General features: G+C 68.7%; 18 protein-coding genes. 7 read left to right on the plus strand and 11 right to left on the minus strand.

Annotation, left to right across the window (positions count from 1 at the left end; all coding sequences use genetic code 11):
• Positions 1-113: 113 nt before the first annotated feature.
• From ACZ6DT_RS09830 to ACZ6DT_RS09840, 3 genes are read right to left on the minus strand one after another with little or no spacing between them, the layout of a single operon-like run.
• Positions 114-665, minus strand: a complete 552-nt coding sequence (locus ACZ6DT_RS09830; protein WP_465591371.1) for a dihydrofolate reductase family protein — start codon at positions 663-665, stop codon at positions 114-116.
• Between the two features lie 32 nt (positions 666-697).
• Positions 698-1,939, minus strand: coding sequence for a cytochrome P450 (locus ACZ6DT_RS09835; RefSeq protein ID WP_465591374.1), 1,242 nt, complete (start codon positions 1,937-1,939; stop codon positions 698-700).
• A gap of 17 nt (positions 1,940-1,956) precedes the next feature.
• Entirely contained in the window at positions 1,957-3,105 is a 1,149-nt protein-coding gene (locus ACZ6DT_RS09840) for an MFS transporter (RefSeq protein WP_465591377.1), read from the minus strand.
• Between the two features lie 303 nt (positions 3,106-3,408).
• Here ACZ6DT_RS09840 and ACZ6DT_RS09845 point away from each other — a divergent pair, with 303 nt between their 5' ends.
• From ACZ6DT_RS09845 to ACZ6DT_RS09855, 3 genes are all read left to right on the plus strand, one after another.
• Positions 3,409-4,434: an ATP-binding cassette domain-containing protein gene (locus ACZ6DT_RS09845; RefSeq protein WP_465591380.1), complete on the plus strand. Its 1,026-nt coding sequence runs from the start codon at positions 3,409-3,411 to the stop codon at positions 4,432-4,434.
• Positions 4,431-5,246 carry an ABC transporter permease gene (locus tag ACZ6DT_RS09850; protein WP_465591383.1) on the plus strand — a complete coding sequence of 272 codons (816 nt, stop codon included), beginning with the start codon at positions 4,431-4,433 and terminating at the stop codon, positions 5,244-5,246. Before ACZ6DT_RS09845 ends, ACZ6DT_RS09850 begins: the two co-directional genes overlap by 4 nt.
• Positions 5,247-5,328: 82 nt before the next feature.
• Positions 5,329-6,081: a hypothetical protein gene (locus tag ACZ6DT_RS09855; RefSeq protein WP_465591386.1), complete on the plus strand. Its 753-nt coding sequence runs from the start codon at positions 5,329-5,331 to the stop codon at positions 6,079-6,081.
• 195 nt (positions 6,082-6,276) lie between these two features.
• On the opposite strand, the gene ACZ6DT_RS09860 is transcribed toward ACZ6DT_RS09855, so the two are convergent.
• From ACZ6DT_RS09860 to ACZ6DT_RS09880, 5 genes are all read right to left on the minus strand, one after another.
• Positions 6,277-6,714 carry an SgcJ/EcaC family oxidoreductase gene (locus tag ACZ6DT_RS09860; RefSeq protein ID WP_125785201.1) on the minus strand — a complete coding sequence of 146 codons (438 nt, stop codon included), beginning with the start codon at positions 6,712-6,714 and terminating at the stop codon, positions 6,277-6,279.
• A gap of 12 nt (positions 6,715-6,726) precedes the next feature.
• Positions 6,727-7,896: an acyl-CoA dehydrogenase family protein gene (locus ACZ6DT_RS09865; protein WP_465591389.1), complete on the minus strand. Its 1,170-nt coding sequence runs from the start codon at positions 7,894-7,896 to the stop codon at positions 6,727-6,729.
• Between the two features lie 76 nt (positions 7,897-7,972).
• Positions 7,973-9,373, minus strand: a complete 1,401-nt coding sequence (locus ACZ6DT_RS09870; RefSeq protein WP_465591392.1) for a cation:proton antiporter domain-containing protein — start codon at positions 9,371-9,373, stop codon at positions 7,973-7,975.
• Positions 9,374-9,388: 15 nt separating this feature from the next.
• Positions 9,389-10,633, minus strand: a complete 1,245-nt coding sequence (locus ACZ6DT_RS09875) for an NAD(P)/FAD-dependent oxidoreductase (RefSeq protein WP_465591395.1) — start codon at positions 10,631-10,633, stop codon at positions 9,389-9,391.
• Positions 10,634-10,693: 60 nt separating this feature from the next.
• On the minus strand, positions 10,694-12,082 hold the full coding sequence (locus ACZ6DT_RS09880; RefSeq protein WP_465591398.1) for an NAD(P)/FAD-dependent oxidoreductase: 1,389 nt from the start codon (positions 12,080-12,082) through the stop codon (positions 10,694-10,696).
• Positions 12,083-12,311: 229 nt separating this feature from the next.
• Here ACZ6DT_RS09880 and ACZ6DT_RS09885 point away from each other — a divergent pair, with 229 nt between their 5' ends.
• The 4 genes from ACZ6DT_RS09885 to ACZ6DT_RS09900 all read left to right on the plus strand — a co-directional run bounded on the left by ACZ6DT_RS09885 (position 12,312) and on the right by ACZ6DT_RS09900 (position 17,389).
• Positions 12,312-13,724, plus strand: a complete 1,413-nt coding sequence (locus ACZ6DT_RS09885; RefSeq protein WP_465591401.1) for an NAD(P)/FAD-dependent oxidoreductase — start codon at positions 12,312-12,314, stop codon at positions 13,722-13,724.
• A gap of 19 nt (positions 13,725-13,743) precedes the next feature.
• Entirely contained in the window at positions 13,744-15,129 is a 1,386-nt protein-coding gene (locus ACZ6DT_RS09890) for an FAD-dependent oxidoreductase (RefSeq protein WP_465591404.1), read from the plus strand.
• A gap of 212 nt (positions 15,130-15,341) precedes the next feature.
• Positions 15,342-16,316, plus strand: a complete 975-nt coding sequence (locus ACZ6DT_RS09895; RefSeq protein WP_465591407.1) for an alpha/beta fold hydrolase — start codon at positions 15,342-15,344, stop codon at positions 16,314-16,316.
• Between the two features lie 122 nt (positions 16,317-16,438).
• A complete protein-coding gene (locus tag ACZ6DT_RS09900; RefSeq protein ID WP_465591410.1) occupies positions 16,439-17,389 on the plus strand; it encodes an NAD-dependent epimerase/dehydratase family protein in 951 nt (316 codons plus the stop codon).
• Between the two features lie 208 nt (positions 17,390-17,597).
• Here the strand turns inward: ACZ6DT_RS09900 and ACZ6DT_RS09905 are convergent, their stop codons facing one another.
• From ACZ6DT_RS09905 to ACZ6DT_RS09915, 3 genes are read right to left on the minus strand one after another with little or no spacing between them, the layout of a single operon-like run.
• Positions 17,598-18,296 (minus strand): class I SAM-dependent methyltransferase, encoded by a 699-nt coding sequence (locus ACZ6DT_RS09905; RefSeq protein ID WP_465591413.1) that lies wholly within the window; start codon positions 18,294-18,296, stop codon positions 17,598-17,600.
• A complete protein-coding gene (locus tag ACZ6DT_RS09910; protein ID WP_465591415.1) occupies positions 18,293-19,531 on the minus strand; it encodes a glycosyltransferase in 1,239 nt (412 codons plus the stop codon). Before ACZ6DT_RS09910 ends, ACZ6DT_RS09905 begins: the two co-directional genes overlap by 4 nt.
• Positions 19,528-21,534, minus strand: a complete 2,007-nt coding sequence (locus ACZ6DT_RS09915) for an ArnT family glycosyltransferase (RefSeq protein WP_465591417.1) — start codon at positions 21,532-21,534, stop codon at positions 19,528-19,530. The genes ACZ6DT_RS09910 and ACZ6DT_RS09915 overlap by 4 nt, the downstream gene beginning before the upstream one ends.
• Positions 21,535-21,564: the final 30 nt, after the last annotated feature.

Here is a 21,564-nt window from a genome sequence, read left to right on the forward strand (position 1 = left end):
ATCGCAGTGCCGATGCTTCCCCGGTAGTCCATTCACGTGCGATCGGGGTATGTTTTCTTCACGACGGAAGAATGAATTTTTCACGTCGGCCACGAGCCGTGATTTCCGCGAATTCAGCCGGCCCGGTTGTAGACGGCTCCGATCACGCCGGTCTTCAGCGAGTTCGTCTTCGTCAGGGTCAGCGGGATCTCCTTGCCGACGCCTTCGAACAGCCGTGCTCCCTCGCCCGCCACCAGCGGCATGATGTTGAGCGCCAGTTCGTCCAACAGGTCCTCGGCGAGCAGCCAGCTCACCAGTTTCGGGCTGCCGGGCACCCGGATCGTCTTGCCGGACGCTTCCTTCAGCCGGGTGATCTCGCCCGCGATGTCGCCGGTGATGAGGCTGGTGTCCGGCCAGGTCAGCGTCGCTTCGTCGAGCGTCGAAGAGACGACGTATTTGTGCGTGCCGTTGAGGAACGCCGCCATCGGGTTGCTGTCCCCCTGCGGCTTCCACAACTGCTCGAAGGCCAGATAGGTGTCCTTGCCCATCAGAATGGCGTCCGAGGCGGCGAGGCTCTCGGCGATGCCTTCGCTCATCTCGTCGGACCAGTACTGACCCATCCAGCGGTCGGGCCGTTCCGCCACCCCGTCCAGCGACATGAACAATCCCGCGGCGATTTCGCGCATTACGAACTCCTTCGTCAATCAAAAGCCTGTGTTCAGGCCGCGGGCCGATCCTCCCACTGACGCGCGCGACGCTCCAAAGGATCGAGCACGACGGAAGAATTCCAGCGGACCGGCAGCGCGGACAATGCGCGCATCGTCGGCGAGACGGTCCAGTCCAGGGACGATTCGGGTACGGCGAGCGAAAGTTCCGGTGCGCGACGGGAAAGCGCGCGCAGCGCCGACTGGATCTCGACCCGCGCGAGGTGGGCGCCGATGCAGTGGTGCGTGCCGTGCCCGAAGGACAGGTGCCTGCCGTTGCGGTCCATCGCGAACCGGTCGGGTTCGGCGAAGACGTCCTCGTCGCGGTTGACCACCGGCAGCAGCGCGGTCACCAGGTCGCCCGGTTCGATCCGCGTGCCCGCGAGGGTGAGGTCTTCCGTCGCGATCCGCGTCATGCTGAAGTTCACCGCGGGGCTGTAGCGCAGCGCTTCCTCGACGGCGGCGTCCAGCAGCGCCGGATTCGCGGCCAATTCGGCCAGCAGCCCCGGCCGGGAGATCACGCACAGCACGGTGTTGGTGATCTGCGCGGCCGCCAGCGCGTGCCCGTCGAAGAACAGCGAGGCCGCCAGCCCGGTCAGCTCGGTTTCGTCGAGCGCCCCCGAGCGGTGCGCCTCGACGAGTTCCGCCATCAGCCCGGACGGCGGGTCCTCGGTGTCGGCGAGCATCATCGCGACCTCATCGTGCAGCAGCAGTTCGCCTTGGTAGACGGCGGATCGCGGGGATCCGGGCTTGCCGAGGCGCGCGTTCGCGCGTTTGCGGACGGCCTCGCGCCGCGACGGCGGCACGCCCAGCAACTCGGCCTGTGCGCTGAAGGTCAGCGGGGCGCAGAAATCGGCGACGAGGTCCGCGGTGGGGCCTGCCGCGATCAGCCTGTCGAGCAGGTCGGTGGCGGCGGTTTCCACGTAGCCGCGCAGTTGCTCCGCGCGGCGCGCGGAGAACGCGCCGCCGATCAGTTTCCGGATCCGGGTGTGCCGGGGCGGGTCGAGATCGGTCACCGACATCCGGGTGGCCGGGCCACGCGGATGGGTCTTCTCGGCCAGCACGGCCCGGCTGAACCGCTTGTCACGCAGGAACTCGCGTGCTTCGGAGTAGCCGCTCACCAGCCATTCGCACCGCCCGTCGCGCGGGCGGGAACTGAGGGGGCACCCGGCCGGGACGTCGTCACCGACGAGCAGCCGCCGGTGCCGTCCCTCGGCGAAATCCGAGCCTCCCCGACCTCCTGTCACGTCGGCCATCTGGTCCCTCCTGTCGATCAGTCGTTCCGGGCGGGCACGCGCAGCGCGAGCAGGCAGACCGCGACCGAGGCCACGGACAAGGCCGCGATGGCGACCCGCAGGTCGGTGTGTCCGGCGATCTGGCCGACCACGGCGGGGCCGAGCAAGAGGCCGACACTGGCCAAGGAGGCGGCCGAGCCGATCACCGCGCCGCGGTCCTCCGCCGTCGCGCCGCGCCCGATCAGCCCGTAGACGGTGGGCGTCGACACCGAGATCGCGCCGCCCACCACGGCGGTGCCGATCAGGCCGTGGACCGGCGCGTCGGCAAGGGAAAGGAGCAGTACGCCCACCCCGGAGAGCGCGCCGGAAGCCACTAGCACCAAGCGATCCGACACGCGGCCGGAGAGCCAGTGCCCGCCGAGCCTGCCCAGCGCCATGCCCGCGGCGAAGATGCCGGGCGCGGCGGCGGAGATCCCGACCGGTGCCCGGGTGACGTCGGCCAGGAACACCGCGCTCCACTGCTGCACCCCGCTTTCCACGGCCATGGCCAGCGCGGCCAGCAGGCACAGCAGCAGGACCGCCGGGCCGAGCCGCAGACGCTTCCCCGGTTCGCGGCCCTGCCGTACCAGGCGTCCCGGCACGGAGTTCCTCGCCGCGACGGCGCCGATCACGACCAGCGTCGAAAGCGTCAACGCGATCACCTCGGCGGGGACACCCGCGCTTCGCGCCGCCCCGGTGCCGAGGCTGCACGTCAGCAACCCGACGCTGAACAAGGCGTGCGCGCGGTTCATCACGCGGGGCCCGTCGCCTGCCTCGGCGGACGCCGCCAGCGCGACCACGACGACATTGCAGGCACCGGATCCGAATCCGAATAATCCCAGCGTCAGGAACAGGCCCGGAACGGATCCGGCGAGTGCGGGCGTCGGTGCGATGAGCGCGAATCCGGCGAAGGTCGCGACGGCCACCGGGCGGCCGAACCGGTCGAGCAGCTTGCCGATCGCGAACATGGCGGGCATCGCCGCGATGGCGCCGATCAGCAACGCCGCCCCGAGTTGCGCCTCACCGGCGCCGGTGGCGTGCCGGACGTCCGGCAACATCGAAAGGTACGGGCCCCACAACGCGCCGTACGCGGCGAATCCCGCGAAGACCGTGCCGGTCCGCGGAGCTGCGGTGATGACGGCGACCATGACCGAGGCGGTCCTTTCCGGGCTGGGCAATCGCGTTTTCGCCGAGAGGCGGACATTCGCAGGTTAGCAGCGGAATTCGGGAACGGACCACGATTATTCACCGCATTTATGGAGAAGTGCGATGGCGTGCCGCAGCGGTATTCTCGGCGGCAGTGTGAGGATTTCATGATGGGATAACTATCGGTGAAAATGAGGAATTCATGCCCGAGAGGTTAACCATTCACTCCTCCCGCGCCGCGCACGGTCGCATGATGTAACCGCACGAGAGTGTCTCCGTAGTGAGGAACAGGAAGGTAGTGCGTCATGTTGCAGAACGTCGAACCCGCGACCGCGTCGAGGGCCGGCCCGGGGCCGCGGGGGATCGAGACGGAATTCGCGATCCACGCCGAAGGGCTGGTGAAACGGTTCGGCGAGACGACCGCGCTCGACGGGGTCGACTTGACCGTCCGCACGGGTACCGTGCTCGGGGTCCTCGGCCCGAACGGCGCCGGGAAGACCACCACGGTCCGGATCCTGTCCACGCTGGTGACACCGGACGAGGGCCACGCCACCGTGGCCGGATACGACATCGAAAAAGACGCCCACCAGGTGCGGCAGCTGATCGGACTGACCGGGCAGTACGCCTCGGTCGACGAGAGCCTGACGGGCGTGGAAAACCTGCTGCTCATCGGGCGGCTGCTCGGCTTTTCTCGGCGGGCGGCCAAGGCCCGCGCGCATGAGCTCCTGGAGCGGTTCTCCCTCACCGAAGCGGGCGGACGGGCCGCGAAGGGCTACTCGGGCGGTATGCGCCGCCGGCTCGACCTGGCCGCCAGCCTGGTCGGCAACGCGCGCCTGCTGTTCCTCGACGAACCCACCACCGGCCTCGACCCGCGCAGCAGGCTCGAACTGTGGGACGTCGTACGCGGCCTGGTCGCCGACGGCGTCACGGTGCTGTTGACCACGCAGTACCTCGAGGAGGCCGACGCGCTCGCCGACGAGATCGTGGTCGTCGACCACGGCAAGGTGATCGCCAAGGGCACCCCGGACGAGCTCAAGGCCAGCACCGGCGCCCAGCGCCTGACGGTGCGCGGCGCCCAGCCCGCCGACCTCGAGAAGGTCGTGCGGCTGGTCGGCGAGATCGCCGGCGTGACGCCGGACGTCTCGGGCCAGGTCGTCAGCGTCCCGGTCACCGACCCGGCGGCGTTGCCCGGCGCGGTCCGGCGGCTGGAGGAGGCGGGAATCGTCATCGGCGAGCTGTCCCTGCGCAGCTCCAGCCTGGACGAAGTGTTCCTGAGCCTGACCGGGCGTCCGGCCGAGGAGACCACCGAAGAGACCGAGGAGATCCGATGACCGCCGCGACCACGGCGCCGCCGCCGCAGCAGTTGTCGGCCAGGGTCGGGTTCTTGCAGGGCATCTCGCAGATGTTCACCCTCGCCTGGCGGAGCACGGTTTCGGTGAAGCACGAGCCGAAACAGCTGGCCGACATCAGTTTCCAGCCGATCATCTTCACCCTGCTGTTCACGTTCGTCTTCGGTGGCGCGATCTCCGGGGACCGGCACGCGTACCTGCAGTTCATGATCCCGGGCATGCTGGTGATGAGCATGCTGTTCGCGACCATCAACGTGGGCATCGGCCTCAACACCGACCTTTCCCAGGGGGTGTTCGACCGGTTCCGCTCGCTGCCCATCGCGCGCTGGGCACCGCTGGCCGGGCGGATCATCGGCGACCAGTTCAAGCAGGTCTGGTCCGTGCTGCTGGTGGTCGGTGTCGGGCTGCTGCTCGGTTTCCGGCCGGAGAAGGGTTTCCTCGGCGTGCTGGCGGCCGGGCTGCTGCTGCTGGTGTTCGCGATCGCGTTCTCCTGGGTGCCCACGCTGGTGGGCGTCGCCGCCGACCAGGCGGAGAAGGTCCAGGTGTTCGCGTTCGCGGTGATCCTGCCGCTGAACTTCGTCAGCGGGGTGTTCGCGCCGGTCGAGTCGATGCCGTCCTGGCTCCAGGCGTTCGCGGAGGTCAGCCCGGTGGCGATCCTGCTCAAGGCGTGCCGCGGCCTGATGAACGGCGGCGTCGGGGTCACCTCGGCGGTGGTCTGGTCGCTCATCTGGGCGGCCGTGATCGCGATCGTGTTCGGGGCACTTTCGGTACGTGCCTTGAAGAAGCGGATCTGAGTATTCGCCGCTCGACCACCGAAGCCGTGACGCCTGTGCGCCACGGCTTCGGTGTTTCAGGGGCCTGAACCGGGGAGCGCTGATGGACGAACTGGATTACAACACCTGCAATGCCACCTTCCGGAGCCTGACCGATCAGCAGCGGCTGATGGTCGAGGAGACGTCGAGGCTGATCGGCGCGGACGCCGATCTCGAACTCACCTCGTACGGCTGCGGGTTCGGCATGTTCGAACTGGAGTTGATCGCACGGGTGCCGCGGAGAACGGTGTGGTTCCAGGGCGTCGACACCAACGGCGAAGCGGCGGCACGGCTGCGCACGGAGCTGGCCGGGCTGCCGAAGGTGCGGGGTCACCGCGTGCTCACGGCGAGCATGGCCGACGTCGCCGATCTCCGGATCGCGCCGACCGAGTACGGCCTGTTCGTCCAGTCGCTGTGCTACCTCGGCGCCGACGACGGCATGGCCGTGCTGAAGGAGGCCCGCAACCGGCACCGGGTCCTGATCGTGGCGGTGACCCCGCTGAACCGGCTGAACGGTCCCTTCGCGGAATCCCTCGCGCGGCAAGGCGTCACGCGTCCGTTGTTCGCGCAGACGCTCGCGGAGGAACTGGGGCGGTTCGGCATCGAGTTCCGGTCCGCCACGGTGGGCGCGGAGATCGCGGTGCCGGTCTCGGAGCCGGCGCACCGCCTTCTCGAGTTCCTGACCTTCGCCCGGCACCAGCCGTGGCGCGGGGGAACGAGCCGCGCGGAACTGCTCGACGCCGTCGGGGAGCTGGGGACGCTCTCCGCGGGGCACGTTCGCATCCCGCATCCGGTCGAGGTTTTCGCCATCGGTTAGGCGGCACCGGGGCCCGTCCTCCCACGTCCGATCGAAGTCCGTGAAGGCCTCCTTGAGGGACCCAGGGTCCCTCAAGGAGGCCTTCACGGACTTCCGTGGGGGTAAGGAGGCCTTCACGGACCTCGGCCGACCGGGCCCCGGACAGAACGGAACCCGGGCCCAGGGGAGGGGAGGCCCGGGTTCCGATGGGGAGGGTCAGGCGGCCGTGCCCGGTTTGGGCAGCTGCTGCTTGGCCGGGGTGTTCTGATAGGACGCCAGCTGCCAGCCGCCGTCCCGTTTGACGACCGTCCACGAGGCACGGATCGACTGGGAGTCCGCGACCTCGGTCTCACCGGGGCCGAGTACGCCGCCTTGGGTGATCAGCACGCCCGAGTCCGGGGTGAAGAACCGGATCTCCAGCGGGCGCCCGGTGACCTGGGTGCCCTTGTAGTTGCCCTCGAAGGATTCCACGAGGAACGACCGGATCTCGTCGCGGCCCTTCTTGTAGACGCCGGGAAGGATCATCGTGCCGTCTTCGGTGAAGACGCCGGCGAAGGAGTCGGCGTCGTGGTAGGCCCACGCGGCGATCACCTTCTGGGTCAGCGCCGCGATCGCCGCCTGGTCGGCGGCGGTGCCGGTTTCGGTCGTGGTCATCGGAGGATCCTCCTAGATGTAAAGGGTGTTGGGCTCGAGCCCGCACAGCACGCGGCCGTACAGCTCGGTGTTGGTGTTGGGGTGCATCAGCGCGTGGAGATTGACCGCGGCGACGTCGCGGGCGATGCGCTGGATCGGGATGCCCTGGTAGACCGACGAACCGCCGGAAGCACCGGCCAGGATGTCGATGCCTTCCTTGGCGAGGCGGACCACGGCGCCGAGGTCGGCCCGCGCGATCGCGCGTTCCTCGAGTTTCCACGGCGCGCCGTCCGAGGTCTTCCGGTCGACCAAAGTGGACAGACGATGCGCGTGGAACTCGGCCTCGTCGATCTTCAGCGCCGACTCGGCCACCTGGTGGTGCGTGATCGGGGCTTCGCGCTGCGAATCATAGGCCGTGTAGGTGATCTTGCGGTCCGGCAGACGCTTGAGGAAGGTGTCCTGCGCGCCCTTCGCCATTCCCACCAGCGTTCCCACCGAGGACGCCGACGCGACCGGAAGCAGCGGTGCCCGGTAGATCGACGCCGAAGCCGCGCCCTGACCTTCCAGCACCGCCGGCAGCGGGAGCACCCGCTCAGCCGGGATGAAGACATCCTGTGCCACCGTCGACACGCTGCCGGTGCCGCGCAGGCCCGAGGTGTCCCAGTCGTCCACGATCAGCAGGTCCGAGATCGGCACCAGCGCCATGATCGGGTACGGCTCGCCCTCCGGCGGCACGAGGATCGCGATGATCTCCTGCCACTGCGCGTGCAACGCTCCGCTGATGAAACCCCATTTGCCGTTCACCACGACCCCGCCGTCGACCGGCGCGGCCATCGCGGTCGGGCTCAGCGTGCCGCAGACGCGGACGTCCGGGGTGGCGAACACCTCGTCCTGCACCGCCTCCGGGAACTGGCAGGCCATCCAGGTCGGGATCCAGTACACCGAGGCCACCCAGGAGGTGGAGCCGTCGGCGCGGCCGAGCTCGGTGGCGACGTCGACCAGGGTCCGGGTGTCGGCTTCGTAGCCGCCGTAACGCTTGGGGCGGCGCAGTTTGAAGACGCCGGCGTCGGCCAGCGCCTCGATGGACTCCTCGTGCACCCGCCGGTTCTGTTCCTGCCAGTTCGAGTGCTTCTTCAGTGCGGGGGCGAGTTCGGCCACGCGGCGAACCAGTTCCTCCCGCGTCGGAACATCGTTGCTCGACACCTTGACCTCCTAGATCGTCGACTGTTTCAGCTTCGCAGCGGCCGGAAGGCGTCGCGTCTTCCTGCTTGCCGGTGCGTCAAGCTGCCGCACGTTCGGAGGTGCGGTCGAGAAAATTCACCACGTTCCGGCCATCGCGCCGGGCGAACCAGGTCGCCATCGGCGCCGCCATCGCGGTCGAGACCAGCGCCATGATCACCAGCATGGTGAACAGCGTCGGGGACAGCACGCCGAGGTCGAGCCCGATGTTGAGGACGACCAGTTCGGTCAGGCCGCGGCAATTCATCAACGCGCCCACTTGCAGCGAGCGGTTCCAGTTCTCGCCCACCGCACGCGCGGCCAGCGCCGAGCCGCCGAACTTGCCCGCGATGGCCACGAGCAGGATGGTGCCGCACCAGAGCCACGCGCCGCCGCCGGAAAGCAGGCCGATGTCGGTGCGCAACCCGCTGTAGGCGAAGAACAACGGCAACATCAACGCCGTCGTCAGCCCGCCGACCTTGTCGTGCAGCCACGTCGCGATCGGGTTGTCCCTGGGGAAGGCCACACCGAACACGAACGCGCCGAACATCGCGTGCACCCCGATCCACTCGGTCGCCATCGCGCACACCAGCACGCCGACCACCGAAAGCGGCGCGGCCTTCTGCAGGCTCGCCACCGGGACCCGCGTCACGAGCTTCCGCAGCAGTGGCCGGACGACCAGGCCGAGCAGCGCGACGAACGCCGCCGTCAGCAAGACCGTCAGCACCACTCCGAACAACGAGGACGCGGTGGTCAGCGCGATCACCAGCGCCAGCAGGCTCCACGCGGTCACGTCGTCGACCACCGCGCAGGTCAGCGTCACCACGCCGATCTCGCTGCGGAAGAGCCCGATCTCGTGCAGGATCCGCACCAGCACCGGCAACGCCGTGATGCTCATCGACACGCCGAAGAAGAGCGCGAACGGCAGGAAGCCACCGCCGGGCGGCGCGAACCGGGTGTAGGCGAACATGGCGAGCCCGACGCCGAGCAGGAACGGCAGCGCGATACTGACGTGGCTGACGACCAGCGCGAGCCGCCCGCGTCCGCGCAGCAGCCGGGTGTTCAGTTCCAGCCCGGCGAGGAACACGAAGAAGATCACGCCGAGCTGCGCCACGACGTTGAGCTGCGGGACCACCGCCGGCGGGATCAGCACGGCCGCGCCAGAAGGCCACAGCGCGCCGAGCACCGACGGGCCGAGCAGGACACCCGCGGTGATCTCGCCGATCACCGCGGGTTGCCCGATCCGCTGGGCCAGCCAGCCCACCACCTTGCAGACACCGACCACCACGGCGATCGCCAGCAACAGTTGTGCCAGCGACGGCCCGGCGGACGTCTTCGCCGTGGCGACGACGGCGCCGTCGTCGCCCTGTCCGAGCAGGATGATCGCGACCACGACGGGGAGCACGACCAGTCCTATGTAGACCCCCAGCGCCCGGTAGCCGGAGCGGGGTTTGCTCTCCATCATTCAGGTCCCCGCTCAGGGTTCGGTGACGTTCGCGATCAGGTCGTCGAGACTGATGTTCAACAGCGGATGCTTGCCCGACAGCCCGGAGACCAGCGTGACGAAGTCGACGCTCGGCGCGTGGAGTTGTTCCGGGTCCACGACCTCCTGCGCGAGGTCGTAGTAGTACTCCTTGTACTTCGTCCGGTCGTAGAACCGCTCGACGAAATTGCGGATCTCGTCGAAGAACGCGCGGTAGTTCCCGGCGTACCGGTCGAGGGCCTTCTCCTCGATGGCCGGGTGGTCCAGAATCTGATGGACCACTTTGGACAGTGAGCTGCCCGCCAGCGTGGCCAGCGCGACGCCGGTGGAGAACAGCGGGTCGACGAACGCGGCGGCGTCGCCGACGAGCACCCAGCCGTCGCCGTAGAAGGTTTCGTTGGTGTAGGACCAGTCCCGCGCTGTCCGGTATCCCGCGTGCTGACGCGCGTTGGCCAGCAGCCCCTTGAGCCGGGTGGTCTTGTCCCGCTCGTTCAGGAAGAGCTGTTCCAGCGACTGGTCGTCCGCGTTGGCGAGGTCCGATTTGGTCACGTAGCCGACGCTCATCGTGCCCTTGTCGATCGGGATGCCCCAGAACCATCCGTTGGCGGTGCCTTCGATGAGGATGTTGGTCCACTCGTCACCGGGCAGCCGGTCGCAGTTGTCGTAGTAGGTCCAGACCGCGACGTTGCGGAGCTCGTTGTGCCAGGTGATGTCGCTGAACTTCCGGCCGATCACGCGGGACTGGCCGGAGGCGTCGACGACCAGCGAGGCGCTGGCTTCGTAGTCGCCCGCCGAACCACGCAGGGTGAACCGGACACCGGTGACCCGGCCGGTGTCGGACTGGAGCACCTCCTTGACCGTCGTCTCCTCCACGACGTACGCGCCGAGTTCGCGGGCGCGGTCGAGGATCAGCGTGTCCAGGTCGGCGCGACGGGTGTGGTAGGCGTAGGTGCCTTCCGCGGCCTTCATGAAGGAGAAGTTCCATGGCACGTCCCGGTTCCCCCACACCAGGCTGCCACCGTACTTGCGTTCGAAGCCGCGGGCCTCCATGCGCTCGAGCAGGTCGAGTTCCTGCAGCGGGCGCATCCCGACCGGGATCAGGGATTCGCCGATGTGGTAGCGGGGGAACCTTTCGCGTTCGAGGACCAGGACCGTGCGCCCCTCCTTCGCGAGGAGACCGGCGCAGGTCGCGCCCGCCGGGCCGCCACCGATGACGATGACGTCGAACCGCTCGGGCATACCGTGAAGCGTGGCTGACATGAGGACCCTTTCCCTAGGCCGGTGGAGGAGTGACGGCGCTCACGCGCGCCGGATGCCGATCTGCGGCTCATAGCTCAGGTACAGCCCGTTGATCGCCTTTTCGGGTTTCTCCGGTGCCTGCTTGTGCTCGTGGACGCGGTTGAGGTTGTCCAGCGGGTTGTGCTTGCCGCTCTCCTCGCCGAGCAGGTGACCCTGGATGCGGCGGTAGACCTCCTCGGTGTCCTCGAGGTCGGCGATGCCGGTGACGAACCGGTCGAACGCGGCCTGCACGTCCATCCCCGACCAGTCCTTTTCGGACAGTTGCTGCGCGCGGAAGAAGTGGTGCTCCTTGCCGCGGTAGCTCTCGTAGAAGGTGGACACCAGCACCAGCAGCCGTTCGTAGGCGCGGCGGTACACGACCTCGTAGAAGTCCCAGGCCTCGGTCTCGCCGATTTCACCGCGGATGACGCTGCTGATCGCGGCGGTGCCGATCAGCGCGCTGTAGGTACCCAGGTGCACGCCGGTCGACAGCAGGGGGTCGAGGAAGCAGGCGGCGTCGCCGGCGAGCAGGTAGCCGGGGCCCTGGAACTGCTCGGCCGCGTACGAATAGTCCTGCTCGACCTTGACCTCGGTGACCTGCTCGGCCTCGACCAGCAGCCGCTGTATCGCCGGGCAGTCGCCGATCGCCTTGTGGTACACCGGATCCACGCCGCCGAGTTCGTTGCGCGCGGCGTTGAACGTGTCCCGTCCGGTGACCAGTCCGACGCTCATCGTGCCGTCGGGCAGCGGGATTCCCCAGAACCAGCCGTCGCCGACCGACGCGACGGTGATCGCGCCCCGTGGCCCGCGGTCGAGTTCCTTCGCGTCCTTCCAGTACGACCAGGCGGCGACGTTGCGGAACACGTTGTGGAACTTGCGGTTCTTCAGGTACTTGGTGGCCATCACGCCGCCGCGGCCGGAGGCGTCGACGAGGTACTCGAACTCGATCCGGCCGGTGCCGGCCGGGTTCTTCGCCTCGGCCCAGTGCGCCGCCACCGGGCGGTCGCCGTCGAAGTCGAGCTTCTTCACCGCGATGCCCTCGTGGACCTCGACGCCGACCTCGCGCGCGTGGTCGAGCAGGATCTTGTCGAAATCGGCGCGGACGACCTGCCACGCGCTGGTGCTGCCGTCACGGCCGTGCGGCCGGAAGCGCACCTCCCACTCTTCGGGGCCCCAGAAGTAGTAGGCACCGCCCTTGGGCTGGAACCCGGCCGCGGCGATCTTGTCCCAGACGCCGAGGCGCTCGAGGATCGGACGGCAGGAGGGCAGCAGCGATTCGCCGATGTGGTAGCGCGGGAAGTGTTCCCGCTCGAGAAGGGTGACTTCGAATCCCTCTTGGGCCAGAAGCCCGGCAGCGGTGGAACCCGCCGGTCCACCGCCGATCACGAGGATCCGGGTCTTTGCGCGCATGACACCTCTCCAACTACGCCGACAGCCGGAATTACTTGATCGACGCTAACAACCGGGAATGGAGATCCGCTCGAGAACCCGTTGCCGCGCAACGTATTTCCACGCCCGCGGCGGGAATGGACGGCGAAACCGCAGTCGAAGAGACGCTCCCCGGCCGCGGGCGGACGACGATTCTTCACGTGTCGGACTCCGACGGCCCGGCCGACTACCCTATTGGAGGAATCCCGCGATGGGCGAATACCTTGGCGAACGCGCCGTCGTGCTCGGCGGCGGCATGGCCGGCCTGCTGACCGCCCGCGTACTTTCGGAACGCTACCGCTCCGTCGTGATCGTCGAGCGCGACACGATCATCGGCGTCACCGGGACCCGCCGCGGCGTGCCGCAGGCGCATCACGCACACGCGCTGCTCGCACGCGGCCAGCAGATCCTCGAAGACCTTTTTCCCGGCCTGCAAGCGGAGCTGACCGACAACGGTATCCCCAGCGGCGACCTCTCCGGCAGCCTGCGCTGGTACTTCAACGGCAAACGCCTGCGGCAGAAGAACTCCGGCCTGCTCAGCGTGTCCGCGACCCGGCCGGAGCTCGAAGAGCACGTCCGGGCGCGCGTCGTCGCGCTGCCGAACGTGGAGGTCCGCGAGCGCACCGTGATCCAGTCGCTGGTCGCCACCGACGACCACTCGCGGGTCGTCGGCGTCCGGGTGACCGGTGACGGCGCCGAACCCGAGACCATCCTCGCCGACCTGCTCGTCGACGCCACCGGCCGCGGCAGCCGTTCGTCGGTGTGGCTGGAGGAACTCGGCTACGAGCGGCCTGCCGAGGAGAAGATCAAGATCGACCTCGCCTACACGTCACGGCTGTTCGAGCTGGACACCGACCCGTTCGGCGACGACCTGGCGATCAACCCGGTCGCCTCGCCCGCGAACCCGCGTGGCGCCTTCTTCGTGAACCTGCCGGGAAACGTCGCCCTGCTGTCGCAGACCGGCCTGCTCGGCGACCACCCGCCGCGTGACGCCGAGGGTTTCCTCGAGTTCGCCAAGACGCTGGACGCGCCTGAGATCTACCGGGCCGTACGCACCGCGAAGCCGATCAGCGAGATCACCAGCTTCAAGGTGCCCGCCAGCGTCCGCCGCCGGTTCGACAAGCTGCGCCGCTTCCCCGAGGGCATGCTGGTGATCGGGGACGGCGTCTGCGCGTTCAACCCGGTGTACGGCCAGGGCATGACGGTCGCGGCCATGGAGGCCGCCCAGCTCGCCACGCATCTCGACGCCGGTGGCGTGCGGCCGCTGCGGTTCTTCAAGGAGATCAGCCCGATCATCGACGTGCCGTGGGACATCTCGGCCGGCGGGGACCTCGCGTTCCCCGGCGTCGAGGGCCCGCGTCCGCTGAAGGTCAAGATGGGCAACGCGTACATGGCGAAGCTGCACTCCGCGGCGACCGTCGACGGCCGGTTCACCGAGGCGTTCTTCCGGGCCGCGGGCCTGGTCGATCCGCCGACCGCCCTGATGCGGCCGAGTCTGGTGGTCGGCGTGCTGCGCACCGCGCGGCGCGTCAAGACGGCCGGCCCCGCCGCCCCCGGCGACACCACTGTCCCCACCGCCACGATCGGCCAGGCTCCGCCCGCGTCCGACGACCTCGCGGCCTGAGTATCAAGGAGCCATGGTCATGAACGAACCCGTCGGCAAACGCGCGGTGGTGATCGGCGGCAGTATCGCCGGCACCCTGGCGGCGAGAGTGCTTTCCGAGTTCTACCGCGAGGTCGTGGTCGTGGACCGAGACGAGGTGCTCGGCGTGGACAAACCGCGGCGCGGGACCCCGCATACCTGGCACGCGCACGGCCTGCACGCGCGTGGCTACTTCATCCTCGAAGAGCTCTTCCCGAACCTGCTCGACGACCTGCGGGACTCCGGCGTCCCGGTCGGCGATCTCGCGCGGATGAAGTGGTACTTCAACGGGAAGCAGGTCAAGCCCGCGGATAGCGGGTTGCCGTCGATCACGGCGTTGCGTCCGGTGCTGGAGCACCACCTGCGGCTGCGCACCGCGGCACTGCCGAACGTCACCTATCGCGAACGCACCGATGTCCACGGCCTGCTCGCCACGCGTGCGGGCGAACGGATCATCGGGGTACGCGTGCAGGCAAGGGACGGTTCGCCGGAGGAACGCCTCGGCGCGGACCTGGTCGTCGATGCCTCCGGACGCGGTACGCGCACGCCGGTCTGGCTGGAGGAGCTGGGCTTCGAGCGGCCCGCCGAGGAGCGCGTGAAGGTCGGATTGGCCTACACGACCCGGATGTTCCGCAAGCGGCCGGAGATGTTCGACGGCTGGCAGTCGATCAACCCGGTCGCCTCGCCCGCGTATCCGCGGGGAGCGTTCTTCGGGCAGGTCAACGAAAACGAGTGCATCCTTTCGCTGACCGGCATCCTCGGCGACCATCCGCCGACCGACGCTCGCGGTTATCTCGAGTACGTGAAGTCGCTGCCTGCTCCGGAGATCTATGAAGCGGTGAAGGACGCGCAACCGTTGATCGAGCCGGTGACGTTCAAGTTCCCGGCGAGCCTGCGACGGCGGTACGAACGGCTCAAGCGGTTCCCGGAGCGGTTGTTCGTGCTCGGTGACGCGTTCTGCAGCTTCAACCCGGTGTACGGCCAGGGCATGACGGTCGCGTCGATGGAGGCGATCGCGCTGCGCGAGCACCTCCGTCGCCGGTCCGAGCCGGACTCGAGGCGGTTCCTGCGCGAGATCGGCAAGGTCGTCAACGACCCGTGGGACATCTCGACCAGCGGTGACCTGGACTTCCCCGGCGTGGAGGGAAAGCGGACGCTCAAGGTCAAGATGGGCAACGCGTACATGGCGAAGGTCCAGTACGCGGCGACGATCGATCCGGAGATCACGGCGGCGTTCATGCGGGTGGCCGGGCTGGTCGATCCGCCGACCGCGCTGATGAAGCCGGGCATCGTGCGCAAGGTGCTGCGGGCCAGCCGGCGGCGTCCCGTGCCGGGGGCGACCGTGACGGAGCTGCCCCGCCCGGGCAGAGAGTCGCGCGCGGCGTGACCGGGTCTTAGCGCGAATGGCGATTTCGCGTGTCTGGATGGACGACACACGTGTCGTCCATCCAGACACGCCTGTCGTCCCCTCGGTCACGCGAAATCGCCGGTTCGGTACGACCTTTTCCTCCTCCGCAACAATCGAGATGCTTCTTTCGGCCCACTCGGCTGATCATTGAGGTGTCGATGACCATTTCCCTGGCGGTGGGAGAGAAATTCATGAGCAGGTTCAAGAAGGTCATGATCGCGCTGGCCGCGGTCGCGGCGGTGGTACTGCTGGGGGGCGCGGCGGCGGGAACCTCCGCGAATACGAGCTGGAGACATTCCGACGCGGCGCTCGCACGTTCGCTGCAGGGCGGATTCGAAAGCTCTCACGCCGACGTCAACGGCGTCCGGCTGCATTATGTCGCCGGTGGTTCGGGCAGCCCGGTGGTCCTGTTGCCGGGCTGGCCGCAGACGTGGTGGGCGTTCCACAAGGTGATGCCGGCGCTGGCCGCGAACCACCGCGTGATCGCCGTCGACCTGCGGGGGATGGGCGGATCGTCGAAGCCGCAGGCTGGCTACGACAAGGAGACGATGGCCGCCGACATCCACGCGTTGCTCGCCAAGCTCGGCTACGCCAAGGCGGATATCGTCGGCCACGACATCGGCGCGATGGTCGCCCACAGCTACGGGATCAAGTACCCGCAGGCGGTCGGGAAACTGGCGCTGATGGACGTGGTCGCGCCCGACAAGAGCCTCTATCAGCTGCCGTTGCTGTCCAGCGCGCCCGGCCAGTTCTCGCCGTGGTGGTGGACGTTCAACCAGCTGCAGGGCCTGCCGGAGCAGCTCGTCTCCGGCCGCTCGCGGTACCTGGTGGACGCGATGATCGACCAGCTCTCGGTGGCGCCGTCGACGGTGAGCGACTTCGACCGGAACGTCTACGCGCGGGCGTACCACACGCGTGAAGCCGTCCGGGCCGGGAACGGCTGGTACCGGACGCTCAATCAGGACATCGCGGCCGGGTCGTCGTACGGAAAGCTGAGCATGCCGGTGCTCGGCCTCGCCGGCGAGTTCAATCACCAGTACTTCACCCAGGTGATCCCCGCGAAGGCGGCCGATCCGCAGGTGGTCAAGATCGCCGGGGCCGGGCATTACCTTTCCGAGGAACAGCCCGCTCAGGTCATCGGCGCGCTGAAGAAGTTCCTCGGCTGAATCCCGCCTTCCGATACTGCCTTTCGAGGCAGTATTGGAGGCGTCCCGGCGAACTCGCCGATGGGATTCTGCGAAAAGGAAAAGTCCTGGAATTCCCAGCCTATCGGGCAAAGGTGGCTAAAATGAAGGTTGGTGTTACCGGTGGCACCGGGTTCATCGGGCAGTACGTCTGCGAGGAACTCGCCGCACGAGGGCATACGCCGGTCGTGTTCGACCATCGTGGTGAGGGGGACGGCGGGCCGTGGGAGGTCATGCTGGGCGACATCCGTGACGCGACGGCACTGACCGAACTCGCCGCGCATTGCGACGGGATCATCCACCTGGCCGCCGTGCTGGGCACCCAGGAGACGATCACCAATCCGCGCCCCGCGGTGGAGACCAACGTCATGGGCGGCCTGAACTTCCTCGAGGCCGTCGCCCAGTACGACCTGCCCGGCGTGTACATCTGCGTCGGCAATCACTGGATGAACAACAGTTACTCGATTTCGAAGACCACGGTCGAGCGGTTCGTCCGCATGTTCAACGCCGACCGCGGCACCCGCGTGAACTGCGTCCGCGCGGTGAACGCCTACGGCCCGCGCCAGAAGGCCGCGCCGCCGTTCGCCGCGGGGAAGGTCCGCAAGATCACCCCGGCGCTGGTCTGCCGGGCGCTGTCCGGCATCCCGGTGGAGCTCTACGGCGGCGGGCGGCAGATCTCGGACATGGTGTGGGTCGGCGACGTGGCCCGCACCCTGGTGTCCTCCTTGGAGGTCGCCGCCGAGGGGCGGGTGCTGGAGAACACGGTCGAGATCGGGCCCGCCGATTCGGTCACGATCCGCGAGGTGGCGGAGCTCGTGATCGACCTGTGCGAGCAGCGCGGCTACCCGCGGGTCGGCATCACCGACCTGCCCATGCGCCCTGGTGAGACACCGAACACCCCGGTCACGGCCGACGTTTCGACCCTGCTCTCCGTCGGCATCGAGCCGGATTCGCTCGTCACGCTGGAGGAGGGCATGACGAAGACGGTGGACTGGTACCTCGAGCACCGCGGCACCGCCTGGGACGTCCCCTCGGCAGCCCTTCGCGCGGCCTAGATCCGCTCGCACGCGGTCTGGGCGCGCTGGGCCGAGGCCCCAGTCCGTGAAGGCCTCCTTCCCTACCCTCGAGGTAGGAAAGGAGGCCTTCGCTACGTCGTCGACCGGGGTACCGCGCCACGCGGCACCGGCGGCCGAAGTACATGATGGCCCCCTTCCTTGCGCCAGGCGCAAGGAAGGGGGCCATCATGTACTGGCAAGGTACCCGCTAAGGCTTATGGGCCTTCAGAATCAGCGAGACACCGCGCCGCGAGCGCGTCGGAAGATACCGCTCCGCCGCGACGATCGCGGTCAGAGCCTTGTTGACCAGCCAGGGCGTGTGCTCGTTGAGTTCGTTCCCGCGAGCCGAACGCCGCCGCAGCGCCACCACCGGCCGGAGCAGGACGTTCCAGCTCCACAGCTCGTCGACGACGAAGCCGGCGTCCTCGATGACCTTCCGCAGCGAAGCCCGGTCGTAGCGGCGCACATGGTGCACCGCCACGTCGTGCGCCGACCACAGGTCCATTCCGGACGGGACGCTGATCAGCGCGGAGCCGCCGGGCCGCAGCACCCGGAACAGTTCCGCCGCGGCCTGGTCGTCCTCCTGGATGTGCTCGAGGATCTCGAACGCCACCACCAGATCGAACGACGAAGACGGCAGGGGCAGGTCACGGGCGTCGGCGTGGATCGCGTCGAGACCGCGTGAGCGCGCGATCTCGACGGCGTTCCCGTCGTAGTCCGTGGCGACGATGTCCCAGCCGCGCGAACGCAGCACCCGTGTGTTGCCGCCGCCCGCCGCGCCGATGTCGAGTGCGCGACCGGGTGGGCCGAGCCGTTTCAGCTCGTCGGCGAGCAGGTGCCGCTTCTCCCGGAACCACCAGTGGTGGTCCTCCATCTCGGTGATGCGCGTGACGTCCGCCGTCTTCACCGGCGCTCCTTCCGGTGCTGGGCGAAGACCCAGCGGTCGAGGGCCACGAACCGCAGCAGCGTCATCAGCCCGTAGGCGACGATGAGCACGAGCAGTTCGACGACCGGCCCGGAGCCCGGGGCGATCAGGTGAAGCCCGGTCACGGCCAGCGTGGTCAGCAGATACGTGGTGGCGAACAGGATCGCGGCGCGGGTGTGCAACCCGAGCCGGTGCCCGCCGCCGCGGTTGAACGTCCAGCGCCGGTTCGCCTCGGTGTTGGCCACCCCGACGAGCACCAGCGCGACCAGATTCGCCCCCGCCGGCGTCAGCGGCACGCGCAAGGGGAGGTACAGGAGCGTGTAGAGCACCGTCGAGATGACACCGATGACCGCGAATCCCAGGAACTTCGCCAAGGTCGCGGCCCGGGGTTCGGCGAGCACGGCGTCGGGATGGGTGGCGCGCAACTGCGGGATCTCCGGCACGTTCACCCGTCCTTTCCCGGCGGCGATCGCCCGGCCCACCCGGACCAGGCCTTTCAGGTTCCCCATCGCGGTCTGCGTGACCTTGACCCGCGAATCGAGGTCCTCGACCCAGTCCAACGGCACTTCGTGCACCCGCAGGCCGTTGTGTTCGGCCAGCATCAGCAGCTCGGTGTCGAAGAACCAGTGGTCGTCCTCGACCGCTTCCAGCAGCCCGGCCACGGCGTCGCGCCGGGCCGCCTTGAACCCGGCGGACGTGTCGGTGCTGCGCAGCCCGAACACATGCCGCGTGATCGCGTTGTAGGTGCGGGAGACGATCTCGCGTTTGAGGCTGCGGCGGATCCGCGAGCCACGGCCGAGCCGGGTCCCGATGGTGATTTCGCAATGCCCGCTGACCAGTGGGGCGATCAGGGGGAGCAAGCTCTCCAGTCCGGTCGAGAGGTCGACGTCCATGTAGGCGACGATGTCGGCGGTGCTGGATCCCCACGTCGCCTTGATCGCCGCGCCCCGGCCGCGGACCGGCACCCGGCGCGCGGAGATGCGCGGGTTCCGCTCGGCCAGTTCGGTGGCGATCTCCCAGGTCCGGTCGGTGCTGCCGTTGTCGGCGATGGTGATGGACCAAGGGAACGGGAAGCCGTCACCGAGGAACGCGCTCAGCGTGGTGATGCAGCCGTGCAGGGCACGTTCCTCGTTGAGCACCGGGATGACGATCTCGACGGTCGCCGTCGTACGGCTTCCCGCGGCGAGGCGGGGTGCCGCGGTGAGTTCAGCCGTCATCGGGATGCTCCCGGCTTGCAGTCGAACAGGGCGGAGGTGAAGCCCATCCACGGGTTCGCGGTGTAGGTGGGCGGCGGGATCCGGGTGCAGTTGCGCACCACCCAGTCCTTGCGGGCCAGCGCGGTCGGGCTGTCGTAGGCGAATCCGCCGAACAGCACGAACCTCACCTGTCCACTTTGGACGGCCTCCGCGAGGCCGGCGGCGGTCGGCATCGGCATGGTGCCGACGAAGCCGCCCATCGGCATCACGGACAGACCCGCCCGGATGTAGGGCGAGGCGCCGGTGCCGCCGAAGGTCGCCAGGTCGAAACGCTCGCCGCGGTCGTTGGCCTTGAGAAAACCGAGGAGCTTCTGGTCGGCGTCCGACGGCATCATCTGGAACATGATCGGCGGGGGCAACGGCATGGCCTGTCCGCCCGCCGCGACGGGCTTCGGGCCGCCCGCCATGAACTTCGTCAGGTCGATGCCGGTGGAGAGCGCGTTCGGGTTCGGCCCCGCGAGCGGGTTGAAGTTCTGGAACATCGCCGTGCGCGGATCCGTCGGCGGGTGGAAGGCGGGCACCGCCCAGGCGACCGGTCCGGCCAGCAGTGCGACCCCGGCCACGGCCCCGGTCACGACGGCGAACTTCCCCGTGCGGCGCAGGAGGAGCAGTGCCGCGGCGAGGACGGCGGCGACCGCGACGACAGGCCGCAGCCACGGCACGTAGTCGCCGGAACGGCTCATCAGTACGAACGCCCAGGTGCCGGTGGCGAGCAGCCCGACCGGCAGTACCCACGGGTGGCGGCGGGTCGTCCAGGCGAAGTGCAGGCCCACGCCGGCGATCGCGGCGATGGCCGGTGCCAGGATGCTCGTGTAGTACGGGTGAATGCTCTGCGAGAAGCTGAGCGCGCCGGCGAAAAGGACGAGCCAGCCACCCCACAGCAGCCAGCCCGCGCGCTGCTTGTCGGTGCGTGGCGCGCGGCCCGCGGCGACCAGGCCGACGACGAGCAGCAGCAGCGCCAGCGGCAGCAGCCACGAGATCTGGCCGCCGATCAGGTCGTTGAACAGCCGGAACACGCCGGTGTCGCCGCCCTGGTCGACCGGCGTGACCTTGCCGTCGGGCAGGACGGGCAGTTCGGCGGAGTTCCCCGCTTTGGCGGCGCCCGTGCGGTCGAAGAGGTTGTAGGACCAGACCATCTGCCACACCGAGTTCGAGGTGCTGCCGTCCATGTACGGACGGGAGCCCGCGGGCGTGAACGAGACGATGAGCATCCAGATCGACGAAACCGCGGCGGTGACCGCACCGGCCCCGAGCAGGTGCAGCACCCGGCGTCCCGCCGAGGTCGGGGCGGCGACGAGGTAGACGATTCCGAGTACCGGCAGGATGGCCAGCGCCATGGCGAGCTTGATGTGGAAGCCGACGCCGACGAGCACGGCGGTCAGCAGCAGCCAGCGCGGTGACGCCTTCTCCAGCGCGCGCCAGAAGGCGTAGGTCGCGACGAGCAGCGTCAGGATCAGCGTCGAGTCGGGCAGGTTGACCCGGGTGGCCGCGACCGTGATCGGCGTCGCGGCGAACAGGACGGCGGCCAGTGCCGCCGGCGCGTGCCCGGCCCAGCGGCGCACGAGCACGAACAGGACGTACACCGAGACACCGCCCGCGATGACGCCGGGCAGCAGCAGTGCCCACGTCTCGTAACCGAAGACGCGCACGGAAAGCGCCTGCAACCAGAGCGCGCCGGGTGCCTTGTCGACACTCATGAACCCGGCGGGATCGTAGGCACCGTAAAGGAAGTTGTGCCAGTTCTGGGACATGCCGCGCACTGCCGCGGCGTAGGCGTAGTGTGCGGCGTTGCCGCCGATGCCCCACCCGTAGGCGACGCCGGCGACGAGCGCGCTCAGGACGGCGATGCGTCTGGCCGCCAGTGCGGTCAGCCCCGTCTTGGTCTTCTTCTTCGGCGTCCGCGCGGGCGGGGCGGCGCCCCGCGATGGGGTGCTCGTGACCGGGGTGCCTAGGTCTTGGGACACGTTCTACTCCCTTCCCAGGAATAGGAGATG

It is taken from the genome of Amycolatopsis sp. NPDC041971, assembly GCF_055588925.1.

What these genes read in the sequence shown, in the direction of transcription:
- ACZ6DT_RS09830 (WP_465591371.1), bottom strand. Translation starts at nt 665, where the DNA reads ATGCGCGAAATCGCCGCGGGATTGTTCATGTCGCTGGACGGGGTGGCG.
- ACZ6DT_RS09835 (WP_465591374.1), bottom strand. Translation starts at nt 1,939, where the DNA reads ATGGCCGACGTGACAGGAGGTCGGGGAGGCTCGGATTTCGCCGAGGGA.
- ACZ6DT_RS09840 (WP_465591377.1), bottom strand. Translation starts at nt 3,105, where the DNA reads ATGGTCGCCGTCATCACCGCAGCTCCGCGGACCGGCACGGTCTTCGCG.
- ACZ6DT_RS09845 (WP_465591380.1), top strand. Translation starts at nt 3,409, where the DNA reads ATGTTGCAGAACGTCGAACCCGCGACCGCGTCGAGGGCCGGCCCGGGG.
- ACZ6DT_RS09850 (WP_465591383.1), top strand. Translation starts at nt 4,431, where the DNA reads ATGACCGCCGCGACCACGGCGCCGCCGCCGCAGCAGTTGTCGGCCAGG.
- ACZ6DT_RS09855 (WP_465591386.1), top strand. Translation starts at nt 5,329, where the DNA reads ATGGACGAACTGGATTACAACACCTGCAATGCCACCTTCCGGAGCCTG.
- ACZ6DT_RS09860 (WP_125785201.1), bottom strand. Translation starts at nt 6,714, where the DNA reads ATGACCACGACCGAAACCGGCACCGCCGCCGACCAGGCGGCGATCGCG.
- ACZ6DT_RS09870 (WP_465591392.1), bottom strand. Translation starts at nt 9,373, where the DNA reads ATGGAGAGCAAACCCCGCTCCGGCTACCGGGCGCTGGGGGTCTACATA.
- ACZ6DT_RS09875 (WP_465591395.1), bottom strand. Translation starts at nt 10,633, where the DNA reads ATGCCCGAGCGGTTCGACGTCATCGTCATCGGTGGCGGCCCGGCGGGC.
- ACZ6DT_RS09880 (WP_465591398.1), bottom strand. Translation starts at nt 12,082, where the DNA reads ATGCGCGCAAAGACCCGGATCCTCGTGATCGGCGGTGGACCGGCGGGT.
- ACZ6DT_RS09885 (WP_465591401.1), top strand. Translation starts at nt 12,312, where the DNA reads ATGGGCGAATACCTTGGCGAACGCGCCGTCGTGCTCGGCGGCGGCATG.
- ACZ6DT_RS09890 (WP_465591404.1), top strand. Translation starts at nt 13,744, where the DNA reads ATGAACGAACCCGTCGGCAAACGCGCGGTGGTGATCGGCGGCAGTATC.
- ACZ6DT_RS09895 (WP_465591407.1), top strand. Translation starts at nt 15,342, where the DNA reads ATGAGCAGGTTCAAGAAGGTCATGATCGCGCTGGCCGCGGTCGCGGCG.
- ACZ6DT_RS09900 (WP_465591410.1), top strand. Translation starts at nt 16,439, where the DNA reads ATGAAGGTTGGTGTTACCGGTGGCACCGGGTTCATCGGGCAGTACGTC.
- ACZ6DT_RS09910 (WP_465591415.1), bottom strand. Translation starts at nt 19,531, where the DNA reads ATGACGGCTGAACTCACCGCGGCACCCCGCCTCGCCGCGGGAAGCCGT.